At 37.3% G+C, this 14,083-nt stretch carries 14 protein-coding genes; 7 read left to right on the forward strand and 7 right to left on the reverse strand.

Annotation, left to right across the window (positions count from 1 at the left end; all coding sequences use genetic code 11):
* Positions 1-5: 5 nt before the first annotated feature.
* The gene (locus HQN83_RS19145; protein WP_173092385.1) at positions 6-869 is read left to right on the forward strand and encodes an AMP nucleosidase; all 864 of its coding nucleotides are present in this window, start codon (positions 6-8) and stop codon (positions 867-869) included.
* Here HQN83_RS19145 and HQN83_RS19150 read toward each other — a convergent pair.
* Genes HQN83_RS19150 through HQN83_RS19165 form a run of 4 tightly spaced genes read right to left on the reverse strand, consistent with a single transcriptional unit; the run spans position 866 to position 4,750 of the window.
* On the reverse strand, positions 866-1,369 hold the full coding sequence (locus HQN83_RS19150) for a SixA phosphatase family protein (RefSeq protein ID WP_173092387.1): 504 nt from the start codon (positions 1,367-1,369) through the stop codon (positions 866-868). The two genes, HQN83_RS19145 and HQN83_RS19150, sit on opposite strands and share 4 nt — an antisense overlap.
* A 2-nt stretch (positions 1,370-1,371) precedes the next feature.
* Positions 1,372-2,448, reverse strand: a complete 1,077-nt coding sequence (locus tag HQN83_RS19155; RefSeq protein ID WP_173092389.1) for a glycosyltransferase family 9 protein — start codon at positions 2,446-2,448, stop codon at positions 1,372-1,374.
* 3 nt (positions 2,449-2,451) lie between these two features.
* Complete coding sequence (locus HQN83_RS19160; RefSeq protein ID WP_173092391.1) at positions 2,452-3,054, reverse strand: DUF4254 domain-containing protein; 603 nt, start codon at positions 3,052-3,054, stop codon at positions 2,452-2,454.
* Positions 3,055-3,073: 19 nt separating this feature from the next.
* Positions 3,074-4,750, reverse strand: a complete 1,677-nt coding sequence (locus HQN83_RS19165) for a DNA polymerase/3'-5' exonuclease PolX (protein WP_173092393.1) — start codon at positions 4,748-4,750, stop codon at positions 3,074-3,076.
* A gap of 131 nt (positions 4,751-4,881) precedes the next feature.
* Here HQN83_RS19165 and HQN83_RS19170 point away from each other — a divergent pair, with 131 nt between their 5' ends.
* Positions 4,882-5,523: a hypothetical protein gene (locus HQN83_RS19170; RefSeq protein ID WP_173092395.1), complete on the forward strand. Its 642-nt coding sequence runs from the start codon at positions 4,882-4,884 to the stop codon at positions 5,521-5,523.
* 122 nt (positions 5,524-5,645) lie between these two features.
* Here the strand turns inward: HQN83_RS19170 and sppA are convergent, their stop codons facing one another.
* A complete protein-coding gene (gene sppA / locus HQN83_RS19175; RefSeq protein ID WP_173092397.1) occupies positions 5,646-7,418 on the reverse strand; it encodes a signal peptide peptidase SppA in 1,773 nt (590 codons plus the stop codon).
* A gap of 58 nt (positions 7,419-7,476) precedes the next feature.
* Between sppA and folK the strand changes: the two genes are divergently transcribed.
* On the forward strand, positions 7,477-7,971 hold the full coding sequence (gene folK, locus HQN83_RS19180; protein WP_173092399.1) for a 2-amino-4-hydroxy-6-hydroxymethyldihydropteridine diphosphokinase: 495 nt from the start codon (positions 7,477-7,479) through the stop codon (positions 7,969-7,971).
* A gap of 16 nt (positions 7,972-7,987) precedes the next feature.
* Entirely contained in the window at positions 7,988-8,365 is a 378-nt protein-coding gene (locus HQN83_RS19185; RefSeq protein ID WP_173092401.1) for an Hpt domain-containing protein, read from the forward strand.
* Here the strand turns inward: HQN83_RS19185 and pssA are convergent.
* On the reverse strand, positions 8,362-9,048 hold the full coding sequence (gene pssA, locus HQN83_RS19190) for a CDP-diacylglycerol--serine O-phosphatidyltransferase (RefSeq protein ID WP_173092403.1): 687 nt from the start codon (positions 9,046-9,048) through the stop codon (positions 8,362-8,364). The two genes, HQN83_RS19185 and pssA, sit on opposite strands and share 4 nt — an antisense overlap.
* A 3-nt stretch (positions 9,049-9,051) precedes the next feature.
* Positions 9,052-10,761 carry a transcription termination factor Rho gene (rho, locus tag HQN83_RS19195; protein WP_173092405.1) on the reverse strand — a complete coding sequence of 570 codons (1,710 nt, stop codon included), beginning with the start codon at positions 10,759-10,761 and terminating at the stop codon, positions 9,052-9,054.
* Positions 10,762-11,033: 272 nt separating this feature from the next.
* Between rho and pyrF the strand changes: the two genes are divergently transcribed.
* The 3 genes from pyrF to HQN83_RS19210 are packed head-to-tail and all read left to right on the forward strand — an operon-like array spanning position 11,034 to position 14,083.
* Complete coding sequence (pyrF, locus tag HQN83_RS19200) at positions 11,034-11,864, forward strand: orotidine-5'-phosphate decarboxylase (RefSeq protein WP_173092407.1); 831 nt, start codon at positions 11,034-11,036, stop codon at positions 11,862-11,864.
* Positions 11,861-12,757 carry a DMT family transporter gene (locus tag HQN83_RS19205; protein ID WP_173092409.1) on the forward strand — a complete coding sequence of 299 codons (897 nt, stop codon included), beginning with the start codon at positions 11,861-11,863 and terminating at the stop codon, positions 12,755-12,757. The genes pyrF and HQN83_RS19205 overlap by 4 nt, the downstream gene beginning before the upstream one ends.
* Before the next feature lie 45 nt (positions 12,758-12,802).
* Positions 12,803-14,083 (forward strand): DUF2851 family protein, encoded by a 1,281-nt coding sequence (locus HQN83_RS19210; protein WP_173092411.1) that lies wholly within the window; start codon positions 12,803-12,805, stop codon positions 14,081-14,083.

Here is a 14,083-nt window from a genome sequence, read left to right on the forward strand (position 1 = left end):
AATATATGAACGAAGAAAAAGACGTAAAAAAAGATGAAAAAACAGTAGCTAAGGCTAAGAAAAACAAAGAAGTAGAAACTGCCGTAAAGAAAGGCTTAAAGTCTAAAGCGGAGATTGTTAAGAACTGGTTGCCAAGGTATACCGGAAGACCGTTAGAAGAGTTTGGTCAGTATATTTTGCTTACTAACTTTAGTAAATATGTGCAAATGTTCTCTGAGTGGAACGGGAATGCACCTATTTTAGGTTTAGACAAACCAATGCAAAGTGTAACGGCAAATGGCATTACCATTATTAACTTTGGTATGGGAAGCCCGATGGCTGCCACAATGATGGATTTGCTAACGGCCATTTCACCAAAGGCAGTTTTGTTTTTAGGTAAATGCGGAGGTTTAAAAAAGAAGAACCAACTGGGTGATTTGATTTTGCCTATTGCTGCTATAAGAGGCGAGGGGACATCTAACGATTACTTACCAGCAGAAGTACCGGCACTACCGGCATTTGCTTTGCAGAAAGCAATATCAACAACCATAAGAGATCACTCAAGAGATTATTGGACTGGAACATGCTACACAACCAACCGCAGGGTTTGGGAGCACGACAAGGACTTTAAAAAGTACCTGAAAGGCTTGCGCGCAATGGCAGTTGATATGGAAACGGCAACTATCTTTACCACAGGCTTTGCCAATAAAATACCTACCGGAGCTTTGCTACTGGTTTCTGATCAGCCAATGATTCCTGAAGGAGTAAAAACTGCCGAAAGTGATAGTAGTGTAACCACCAATTATGTGGAAACTCACTTAAGAATAGGGGTAGATTCGCTTATGCAACTAATTAATAACGGGCTTACAGTTAAGCACCTTCATTTTTAGTCCTCATCAGCACTTTTTGGGGAATCAAATTCAATTATCGTTCCGCCAAAGTGACTTACTTCAGCCCAATCATCTGTAGGGAATTCAATAATTGCAATTCCACAGGTGGGGATATTATAGATACTTGCATCACTTAAATAGTTTGCAAAATCTGTAAATCCCGGGTTGTGCCCAAATATGGCCACTCTGTTGTATTTATTATTAAGCTTATTAACCACCTTTAAAAGGGAGGTTACATCCGCTTCATAAATAGAAGTTTCTTCCTTAATCTGCTCAAGAGATTTGTGCCATACCTGAGAGAAATGCCTCGCGGTAGTAATAGCTCTCAAAGCAGGACTGCTTACCAATAATTGCGGAACAAGGTCTTTTTGAAGTATCCTTGAAGCCATTTCTGGTGCATTTCTGTGTCCCCTTGGATTTAAAGGCCTGTCGAAATCTGAAAGATGTGAATTTCCCCAATCTGATTTGCCGTGTCTTACTAGTAATAGCTGTTTGCTCATCGTTAAATCCCCTTTTGATTATTAAGTTTATATAATACTTTATCAACAACAATTGATTCGGCTAAATTGTTCATGCAGGCAAAATCGCCTCTGTAGCATGAAACATTGCCATAAACAGAACATGGTCGGCAATACAAATCTAGTTGTACGGCGTCGTTTATGGATTGGCCATAACCTAAAAAACCTGCGTAAGGATGCGTAGCTCCCCATACGGAAACCACGGGTATATTCATTAGAGATGCCAGGTGCATACCGGACGAGTCCATGCTTAGCATTACATCTAAATTGGAGATGAGTTTTAGCTCCTCATCGAGCTTTATTTTTCTTACTACTGAAGTAATGTTTTCATGTTTAGCAGCCCAGCCTTCGGCAATTTCCTGTTCTTCTGCAGAACCTCCAAAGATAAAAAGGTGATGACCTGAAGTGGCAAGACTTAACACTACAGCCTCCATTTTATGTAAAGGATAAACCTTTTGCAGATGCTGTGCAAAGGGGCTTACCCCAATCCATTTTTGTGTTTTACTGGCAATTGAAGGAGCGGATTTTAATGCTTCCGAAATTATTGCAAGGGTTTCTTTATTGGGTGTTTCTGCTGGGATTTGGTGCAGGGTATTTTTTATGGCAAAGGGAAAACCTAGTTTCTTAAATACATCAGCATAACGCTGTACGGTAAGTTCAAGAGGGGATAAAATCTTGTTGGTTTTGCGCGTAAGCTCCTTTTTCTCTTTTCTACCCTTATCTACAGAGACTGTTTTTATCCCGATAAGGGAGAAAAGTGAAGTGAGCACTTTACTCCTGAGGTTACTATGTAAATCGGCTACTGCCGTAATTTTATGCGCTTTAAGTTCTTTAAAAAGCTTTAGTAATCCTGCAAATCCTTTATGGTTTTGCTTAGGGTCGAAAGCATGAAAGCTTAGGTTTTTAATTCCCGAAAAGAAAGGCTTAAATAAACTACGACTAACTACAAGTAGTTCTGCTTCAGGGTAGTTTTGAGTAAACTCTTTTAAAATAGGAGCGGTCATTGCAACATCCCCCATGGCGGAGAAACGGATCACTAATATTTTAGGTGTTCCCGCCATTAATTATTTAGGGTTGTAAAGTACCGGGTTTAAACTCGGATCGTTATACATTTTCATTTGCTTGTAAACCTTCATGTATTTTGTGCCGTTTTCTATATCTGTAATCAGTTCGTCTAAGCTAGTAGAAAGATCGGTTCTTTGGTTTAACAAAATGTTAAGTTTAACACCACAGTTCGCTTTGTGTTCTTCAGACGCATCTGAACGCAAGGTTTCTTCTGTCATATGATAGATTTTTAGGGCAAGAATAGATAACCTGTCTACCACCCAGGCAGGGCTCTCAGAATTGATTTTAGCATCAGGTTTTGCCTGTATGTCTTTATATTCTTCTAAGAAATAACTGTCAATATATTCAACAACATCAGTACGCTCCTGATTAGAAGCATCTATACGTCTTTTCCACTGTAAAGCCTCTACAGGATCAATCTCCGGATTACGGATTACATCTTCCATATGCCATTGAACCGTATCTATCCAGCATTTCATGTATAATAAATGCTCTAAGGTACTTATGCGATAAGGATTGTTTATAGGTTGATCTATATTGTTATAAACGTGATAATCGTTAATGGCGTCCTGAAATATTTTATTACAAAGCTTACTAATCATGATACAAAGGTAAGGAATACTATTTTTTATTGTTGAAGTATTGGGAGATATCTTGTGCTGATAGCGCATTTAAGCACTGCTTCGCTTCGAGGCCTCCTTTTCTGCCAATAAGTACACCGTACTTCATGTCGTGGAAACCTTCTGTTCTGTGCGCATCCGGATTAATGGATAGGAGTACTCCTTTTTCAAGAGCATAGCGATGCCAGCGCCAGTCTAAATCTAAGCGTAATGGGTTTGCATTGATTTCTATAACCACATTATTTGCTGCACAGGCATCAATTACTTTAGCATAATCTATCGGGTAACCTTTTCTGCTAAGTAATAGTCGGCCGGTAGGGTGCCCTAAAATTGTAGTGTAAGGGTTTTCTATAGCTTTAACTAATCTTGCAGTAGCTTTTTCTTCATCCATGCGCAAGTTGCTGTGTACGGATGCTACTACGAAGTCAAAAGTTTTAAGGATATCATCACTATAATCTAATGAACCATCATTTAAGATATCGCTTTCTATTCCTTTAAATATTTTAAATGGGGCAAGCTTAGCATTTAATGCGTCAATTTCCTGATGTTGTGCATAAACACGTTGCTCGTTCAAGCCATTTGCATAAAATGCAGATTTTGAGTGATCGCAAATTCCCAGATATTCCAGTTGAAGATTGTCTTTGCAATAAAGCGCCATCTGTTCAAGGGTGTGAACACCATCACTCCATGTAGAGTGGTTGTGCAAACTTCCTTTTAAATCTTTATAGGTAATTAGCTCAGGTAGTTTATTTGCTTTTGCTAATTCTAATTCATTTAAGCCTTCTCTAAGTTCAGGTTCTACGTAGGCCAATCCTGCCTTTTGATAGATAGCTTGCTCATCTTCAAAAGGTCCGTTTCCGGCTAAGGCTAAGACTTCGGTAACATGTTTTTCATTACCTGTTAATTTAAACCAGTTGAGGTAGAAATCTTGTTTGGCTACTACGTAAAGCTTTATTTTGAGGCCTGATGGGCTTTGAGCTGTAAGTACATCATCGCCTTGCAGTTCAAACTGTAAAGGTTTAAAATCTGATATTCTTGAAAGGATTTCGTCAGTGTTTTCGGCACCTATTACGAGTTCTATTTCTTCGATAATTTCGAGGCAACGACGGTATGCTCCGGCAACGCCTAAAAGTGGCTCTCCACTGGTAGTTCTAAGCCAAACAGCAAGATCTTCAAATAGTTTGTTAACAAATCCTTCGGTTTGCGCATATAGGAATTTGCCATGCGCTGCCATTTGAAACTCAATAACCTTTTTGATTTCTTCTTGTGTTTTTAAACCGAAGCCTTTAGCTTCAATAAGTCGGTTTTCGTTGCAGGCGTAGTATAGCTCACCAATATTCTCAATACCCAGATCTTTCCAGATAACGACAATTTTTTTAGGACCAATACCTTTAATGCCAAGCATTTCTACTATGCCTTCTGGTGTTTCGGCAAGGATAGCTTGGAGCTCAGCCATGGTGCCTGTTTGTAGTAACTCCCATACTTTTGCCGAGATACTTTTACCAAGACCATCTATCTGGGCAATTTCTTCTAGTGTTTTATCCTTTATGGCATATGGTAGTTTATCTACTTTAAAAGCGGCATTAGCCACTGATTTTATTTTAAACGGGTTCTCATTATGCAGTTCCATCAGTTGAGATAGAAGACGCAGGGTACGAGCGATGGTCTTGTTTTCCATTGAGCTATTTTTTGCTTTAACAGTAATAAGGGTTTCCAAAAGTAAAGCCCTCATCGTTGCTAAATTAAGTAAAAACGCCCGATTTTTTGATGAAACTATTATTGGTATGGTTTTTTTATCTTTATGTTGCTATGAGACAATTCAATATTTTAAGTGTTTTGTTGCTGGCCCTGGTAATGGGCTGCAATGAACCGAAAAAAAAGACAGTTGAGGAGGAAACGGAGGCTCGTCTTCCTGCCGGTGCGTTTCCAGAATATTCCGGTGATCTGATGATTGTTCCGGGAAAGTCGATTGATAAGGTGTTTCTGGGACAGGACATGTCAGAGGTTTTTAAGATTCTAGGTAATCCCAGTGATGGCGATGCAGCAATGGGAAAATCTTGGGGGATATGGTATTTAAGAGATTCAACGGATACAAAAAAAGGGGAGTTGTCTGTTTATTCTTCTTATAAGAATAATAGCATGTCTACTAAGGATGTGAAACAGATAGTAGTGAGTGCTACGAATTATCGAACAGATAAGGGTTTGAGGATTGGAGTATCTCTCGATGAGATAAAGGCAGTTTTTCCTGATGTTAAAAAAGCTGCTGTTTATTTGAATACGGCAAAAAAGGATTCTTTGGTTGTTTATGATGCAGAGAATGAGGGGATAGCATTTGATGTTAGAAACAAGGGAGATCACTTTTTTACAACAGCTATTACTGTGCATCCTAAAAATGTTTCTGTAAATAGTACTTATTTAACGATACACCCTGGTTGGGATAAAATACAGTAATTCGGGATTTTGAATATAAGTCGATCGTTATCCTGAATTTATTTCAGGACCCCTCAAGAGAAAAAAAAACTTGCTAGTGCGGGGTCCTGAAATAAATTCAGGATGACGATCGACGTTTTTACTTACTTTACTGTAATTTCAAATGGCATACGAGTTTGTACACCTGATTTTGAAATAGCAGATTTTATCTGCTGATAAATTGGATAGTTATCACCAAGTTCTTGCTTAGCATAATAAGTTTTTACTTTATCAGCGCTGTTTTCCATGAATGATTTGAATGGACTTATCATTTCTGGATACTCTACTACTTTGTAATCTGTAACTTTTGCTTTTTTGGCTGCCGAAGTAATTGCATCATTAAAGCTTCCGGTTCTATCTGCTAATCCTATTTTCACTGCATCAGTACCTATCCAAACGCGACCACCTCCGATACTATCAATATAAGCCTTAGATTTTTTACGTCCTTCAGATACATGAGTAATAAAAGTATCATAAACTCTGTTTACATCCGTTTGGATAATCAATCTTTCGCCGTCAGTTAAAGGACGGTTTGTGCTCATAATATCAGCGTATTTTCCGGTTTTAACACCATCAAATGTGATTCCTAATTTAGAATTTAATAATTTTTGGAAGTTAGGGATAACGCCAAATACACCGATTGAACCTGTGATGGTGTTTGGCTGTACAAAAATTGAATCGGCTGCACATGCAATATAATAACCTCCTGAGGCTGCCACGTCACCAAATGAAGCGATTACAGGTTTAACTTTTTTAGTAAGAATAATTTCTCTCCAGATTACATCTGACGCAAGGGCACTACCACCAGGTGAGTTTACTCTTAATACTATTGCTTTGATGCTTGAATCTAGTCTGGCCTTTCTGATTGTTCTTGAAAGGCGTTCAGATCCAATCTGTACATTAGAACCTTCTCCACCAACAATATCTCCATCAGCATAAATTACGGCAACTTTATTTGAGCTACTCCCACTTTGATCTGCTTTTAGATTTTTTGCATAATCGTTAATAGTTATACTGCTGATATTGCTTTTTTTGTCTTTACCACTTAGTGATTTAAGTTCATCAAGAATTTCATCTTTATATTTAAGACCATCAATCAGCTTATAAGTGATTGCGTCTTTTGGTTGCTGGATTTTATAGTCATCCGCAATTTGATGCAACGTTGGCGTACTGATGTGTCTGCTTTCCGCTATTCCTTCAAGAAAGGTATTGTACATTCCATTTAAATAAGCGGTAACCTGCTCACGGTTTTTATCACTCATTTTATCCAAAATGAATGGTTCAATTGCACTTTTATAAGAACCCACTCTAATTATTTGAGCTTCGACACCCAGTTTTTCTAATGCACCTTTAAAGAACATGATCTGTGAGCTTAAGCCTTTAAATTCAAGAGTACCTTCAGGATTCAGATAGACTTTGTCGGCCACAGAGGCAAGATAATAAGCACCTTGTGTATAGACCTCACTATATGCAATGATTTTCTTTTTGCTGGTTTTGAAGTCAATTAAAGCATTTCTAACCTCACGTAATGTTGCAAAGCCTGCATTTGGAGAAGTTACATTCAAATAAATACATTTAATATCATCATCCGTTTTTGCTTTTTTAAGCGATTTCAGGATGTCATTAAATCCTATACTTTTTTCGCCATCACCACCTACTATTGGTAAATTTGAAAAAGTATCATCTGCAGTTCGTTCCGTAATTGCTTGATCCATATTTAGATAAAGAACAGAATTGCTGCTTACACTGACAGTTTTATCACTGTCGAGAGATGAGACAACACCTACAATAATTACGACAAACAACAGGGTAAAAAGGACAAGTGAAATCACGACTCCTACGATGGTTGCAAAAACATACTTGAAAAATTCTCTCATGTGGTGGTTTAATATTTATTTTGTAAATATAACTAAAAAAATAGCCTGAGGCTTTTATATGGTATTTGATAATAAAAAAGTTTATTTGTTACTTGGAAGCAACCTGGGAGATAGGGAACAGTTAATTGATGAGGCGATTGCGCTAATTAATAATGAAATAGGAGCGGTAACTGAAAAATCATCGGTTTATGAAACGGCTGCATGGGGTAAGGAAGATCAGCCTTCTTTTTTAAATATAGCGTTAGGCGTGAATACTAAACTTACACCAATTGAAGTGCTAAATAAAGCTTTAACAATAGAATTAGAGCTTGGAAGAGTGAGGCATGAAAAATGGGGATCTCGTTTAATTGATATAGATGTCATTTTTTATGATGATATTGTAGTTGATATGGGAGCCGAACTGCAAATACCTCATCCGCAGATGCAGTATAGGAAGTTTGTTTTAGAACCATTGGCTGAAATAGCGGCCGATTATGTGCATCCGGTTTTAAAAATAACTGTTCGTGAGGTATTAGAAAGGTTACAGGATAATTTATCCGTATCTAGAATTTAATTTTATTTTTGTTGCAATGATTAACGTAAATAAAAATGATGAACCTTTAGATCTTTCTTATTTAAGAGAGATGTCGGATGATAATGCAGAATTTATCATAGAAATGATTGATCTTTTTAAAGTTCAAACACCAGTATATCTTTCTGAACTTGAAAGCGCTGTTGCCGATAAGAATTGGCCATTGGTATCAACATGTGCGCATAAAATGAAACCTACATTCTCATACGTAGGAAGGGAAGATGCAAAATTGCATATGCAAATGATAGAACATAATGCTCGTGAACTGATAAATGTAGATGACTTACCAAAGGCATGTACTGAAGTTGCTGAGTTTGTGCAGGTTCTATACAAGCAGTTAGATCTTGCAAAAGCAAGTCTTGAAAAAAGACTTTAAGCCGTAGGAATTTTCCGAAAATGTAAAATTGATAATCCGATATACAATATCAGGATAAAGGGAACTGCTGCGAATTTTAGAAAGGGTATTAATAGCGCTGATATAATCAGAAATATGTACTTTATTTTGTTGTGGGCCCAACTTTTTGAGCTGAACTTAAGAGAGAATATTTTTATCTCACTTATTAACAACCAGCTTAATAAGGCAGTTAATCCAATAAGAAGTACGGTAGAATTGATTACTGAAGGATAGTCTTTTTGAATAAACGGTAAGGATACGATAAACAAGGTGTTCATTGGGGTGTTTAAACCGATGAAGTCCTCTGTTTGTCTGGTGTCGTTATTAAATTTGGCTAACCTTAATGCAGAAAATACTGTGATAATAAATGCCAGATAAGGCAGGTAAGGTGATGTATAGTCACTTTGAGAAAGCAATTGATACATTACTACTCCCGGAAGGAAACCAAAGCTTACCATATCAGCCAAAGAATCCAGATCTTTTCCGATGTTAGATTTTACGTTTAGTAATCTGGCAGCAAAGCCATCAAAGAAATCAAAGATTCCGGACAGCAGCACAAAATATGCTGCTGTTTCCAGAGCTCCGTTAAAAGCATAAACTATTCCGATACAACCTGAAAACAGGTTTGCACAGGTGATTGCATTAGGGATATGCTTTTTTATCATTTATTAGCTATTCATCGAGATTAAAAACTCTTCATTAGATTTTGTACCTTTTATTTGTGCTTGTACAAATTCCATAGCTTCCTGAGCATTCATATCTGCAAGGTGGTTACGTAAGATCCAAACACGTTGCAATGTATCTCTGTCATGTAACAGATCGTCTCTACGTGTGCTTGAAGCAGTAATGTCGATAGCAGGGAAGATACGTTTGTTAGATAATTTACGATCTAATTGTAGCTCCATGTTACCTGTACCTTTAAATTCTTCGAAGATAACCTCATCCATTTTAGAACCGGTATCAGTTAAGGCAGTAGCAAGGATGGTTAATGATCCACCTTTTTCTATGTTACGTGCAGCACCAAAGAAACGTTTAGGTTTGTGTAATGCATTAGCATCAACACCACCCGAAAGGATTTTACCTGATGCAGGAGCAGTAGTATTGTAAGCTCTTGCTAATCTGGTGATAGAGTCTAGTAAGATTACTACATCATGACCACATTCTACAAGGCGTTTTGCTTTCTCTAAAACGATGTTAGCAATTTTAACATGACGTTCTGCAGGCTCATCAAAAGTTGAAGCAATAACTTCAGCTCTTACACTTCTAGCCATATCAGTTACCTCTTCCGGACGCTCATCAATCAATAGAATGATCAAATAAACTTCAGGGTGGTTTTTAGCAATTGCATTAGCTACCTCTTTCAGTAAGTTTGTTTTACCGGTTTTAGGTTGTGCAACAATTAAACCGCGTTGTCCTTTACCTATTGGAGTAAATAGATCAATAATCCTGGTTGAGTAGTTGTTGGTTTCAGTGAAAAGATTTAACCTTTCAGTAGGGAATAAAGGGGTAAGGTAGTCAAATGGAACACGATCCCTAACATCAGCTGGTAGACGGCCGTTGATAGTTTCTACTCTTACTAAAGGGAAATATTTTTCGCCTTCTTTTGGAGGACGGATACTTCCTTTTACAGTATCACCTGTTTTTAAACCAAATAATTTGATTTGTGACTGAGATACATAAATATCATCAGGAGACGACAGGTAATTGTAGTCAGCAGATCTAAGGAAACCATAGCCATCAGGCATGATTTCAAGAACACCTTCGTTGGTAATCGTGTTATCAAAATCAAGGTTTGAATAGCTATTCTCATTTTGTTTTTGATGACCACCAGTATTAGGACCTTTAGGTCTGTTGTCGTCTCTTTGAGGCTTGTGAATCTTTTTATTTTCGGCTGAAGGAACGTTTTGTGCCGGAGCAACTACTGGAGCAGCTGGAGCAATTTCTGCTGGAGCCTCTGATGGTGTTTCAGAAGTTTCAGGCTGAGGCTCAGCATCCGGTACAGTTACTTCTTGAGCTGCTTCTTCTGCATATCTTTGTTCTGAACCTGGAAGTGGATCAAACAATGAAGCCCTGTTGAAAGGTTTCGTTGTTGGGCCTTCTTCTTCCTTTGCAGGGATTCGGATTCTTTTACGAGTTGGTTTTTCAGTAGAGCCAGTATCTTTTACGGTTTTAGTTTTACTGACTTTAGCTGGTGCTGTTACCTCAGCTATCTCAGTCACCTCTGCAACAGGAGCGCCAGTTTCTTGTTCCGTTATTTGTGCAATAATTTCAACCAATTCAGCCTTACGTAACTCATCAGCATTTAGTATGCCCTGAGTTTTTGCAATCTCACGCAATTCGGCTGTGAGTTTTTCATTTAATTCTGTTTTATTAAACATTATATGGGTGTAGAGAAATTTTTAAAAAAAGCATTTATCACTTGAACAAAGCAGAAAAAACGGCTATAAAAGATAGTGGAAGACAAAATTTTATTGGATTTTCTGGAATGAGCAGATAAACTTTTAGAGAATTATGTTGCAATTGTATGTATTTGTAAACTAATCTCCAAGAAAAACTTGAAATTGTTTAAAATAAATTCATTCAAAAGTTTTTAAATACACGTTAAATCACTGTTAAATTTGGCATCTTTGCACTCAAAATTTACCCTCTGATGAATAAGAAGCAGTTATTTGAACAAATCAAAAGTAAGAAATCTTTTTTATGTGTTGGCCTTGATCCGGTTCTGGAAAATGTTCCAAAGCACTTATTAAAATATGAAAACCCTGTATTAGAATTTAATAAGCAAATAATTGATGCTACTAAAGACCTGTGCGTTGCTTATAAACCTAACACTGCATTTTATGAGTCGATGGGATTAAAAGGTTGGGAAACTTTAATTAAAACCTGGCAATATATTCCTAAAGATATTTTTACAATTGCTGATGCAAAAAGAGGGGATATCGGAAACACTTCGGCCATGTATGCAGATGCTTTTTTCAATGAAGCTAAGTCTGATATGAGCTTTGATTCTATAACTGTTGCTCCTTATATGGGTAAGGATTCTGTAGGTCCGTTTCTGGAGCATAAAGATAAGTGGGTAATCTTATTGGCTTTAACTTCGAATGCCGGGCATAGTGATTTTCAACTGCACGAAACGCCTGAAGGTAAATTGTACGAAGAAGTAATCAGAATTTCATCGCAGTGGGCTAACAGTGATCAATTGATGTATGTTGTAGGTGCCACGCGAGGTTCGGAGTTTGAAAATATAAGAAGATTGGCTCCTGATAATTTCTTATTGGTGCCTGGCATTGGTGCGCAGGGTGGTAGTCTTGCTGACGTTTGTAACTATGGCTTAAATAAAGAATGCGGCTTGCTGGTAAACTCTGCAAGAGCTATTATTTACGCAAGTAAAGGTGAGGATTTTGCTGAGAAAGCAAGGGAAGAGGCTTTAAAAGTACAAACAGAGATGGAGCAGATATTACTGTCTGCGAAATTGATATGACCGCCAAAACAGATTTTAAATTAATATTTGCTTTAATAGGTGTTGCCGTAGTTTGGGGAACAACTTATCTGGGAATCCGTGTGGCTGTTGAAACCATTCCTGCGTGGTTTGTAGCTGCGATCAGACAAGGAATGGCATCCTTAATTTTGCTTGTAATATTATTAAGCAAAAATGAATTTAAATGGAAAAACTGGCCTTATTTAAGAAGGCAATTATTGGTGTCCGTTTTAATGATAGTGGTTGCGAATGGTATGACAACCGTAGCGGAAGAGACCATACCTAGCGGCTTAACGTCATTGATAAATGCACTGAACCCTTTGATTGTGTTTTTAGGGAGTGTATTGGTCGGTTTACAGAAACCTACTTTAAAAGGATTCCTGGGAGTGATAATAGGTTTCTTTGGGGTCGCTTTTATTTTTAGAGCTGGCCTGGGTGATCTGTTAGATCCTAATTATAAAACAGGGATTATGTTTTTGTGCTTTGCAATTACAGGCTGGGCTTCAGGAACAATCTATACTAAAAAATACACCCTTAAAACCGATAATATTTTTCTTGATCTGTTCTATCAGTTTGTCTTCTCTGCAATCATACAACTTGGACTTGCTTTTGTTTTCTCTGGAGATACCCAGGTGGCATCCTGGAGTATTAAGAGTTTAATGGCTGTTGGCTATCTGGCAATTTTTGGATCTGTGGTTGGTTATTTCTGTTATCATTATGCTTTAAAAAAGGTTACGGCTACTGAGGTGTCTGTCCTTTCTTATTTCAATACTGTTATTGCACTGTTTTTAGGTTGGTTGATTCTTGATGAAATTGTGACGTTTGATATCATCATTGCAACGGTTCTGATTATCCTTGGTGTGTTCATCACAAATTATAAAAAACAAAAAATATAGGCTCCTACTTGTTTAAGTGAGTCTTTTTGGATTATGTTCGTTGGGATGCATTTCTCAGAGAACTTCTTGTACTTTATTTGGCAATTCAGACTCTTTAACACAAATGAGCTTTATTGCGTTGGTGGCGAAAAACTTCAGGTGTTAAATCCTGGTGTGCTGAATACACATGCAGGTCCTGATTTTAATCAGGCAAAGCTTGTTATAGATCAGACAACATGGGCCGGTAATGTGGAGATTCATACGAAGTCTTCCGATTGGATTTTACATAACCATGGAAAGGATAAATCCTATGAATCGGTAATACTTCATGTAGTTTATGAGCAGGATAAGCCAATTTATAGAATGAATGGGACGGTGGTTCCCGTTTTGGCATTAAAAGGTTTGTTTAAAGAAGAGTTGTTGCTGAATTATAATGCAATAATGATGTCGCTGAATAAGTTTCCATGTGCTAAACAAATAGGACAGGTGGATAAGATATGTATTAAGGGCATGATGTCGCGATTAATCGTTGAACGATTTGAAGAAAAGTCCGGTGCAGTTCTTGAAAAACTAGATAAGCTAAAAGGGGATTGGGATGAGACATTTTATGGCTTTATGGCTGGTAATTTTGGTTTTAAAGTAAATGCAATTCCGTTTGAGTTGCTTGCTGATTCATTGCCTCAGCATATCCTTGCGAAGAATAAAGATAACAACCTGGCGATTGAGGCGCTTGTTTTTGGACAGGCCGGATTCTTGGAGGAAGAGCTAGTGGATGAATATCCTACTCGGTTGAAAAGTGAGTATAGTTTTTTAAAGAAGAAATACGGATTGAAGCCTATTGATAAATCATTGTGGAAATTCTTAAGGATGAGGCCCCAGAGTTTTCCGACAATAAGGCTTGCACAGTTTTCGGCATTGATTATTAAGTCAAACCATCTTTTCTCAAAAATTTTAGAGGTTGATGATCTGGCTCAATTGTATCAGCTGTTTGAAAATTTACCGGTTAACGATTATTGGCTTACACATTTTCATTTTAACAAATGCACTAAGCAAGTAAGTGTACAGGTTGGAAGAAAATCTATTCAAAATGTACTGATAAATACAGTTTGCACATTTTTATTTGCTTATGGTAAGTATACTGATCAGCCACAATTTATGGATAGAGCGTTTGATTTTCTAGACTTAATTCCGTCTGAAGACAATATAATAATTGAACAATATTTAGATTCGGGGATAAAAGCACACAATGCTTTTATGTCTCAAGCGTTATTACAATTAAATAAATATTACTGTACTCAAAAAAAATGTTTAAATTGTGGTATAGGAATTAAAATATTAAAGAAATAA

The organism is Pedobacter foliorum (assembly GCF_013266735.1).
Taxonomy (GTDB): Bacteria; Bacteroidota; Bacteroidia; order Sphingobacteriales; family Sphingobacteriaceae; genus Pedobacter; species Pedobacter foliorum.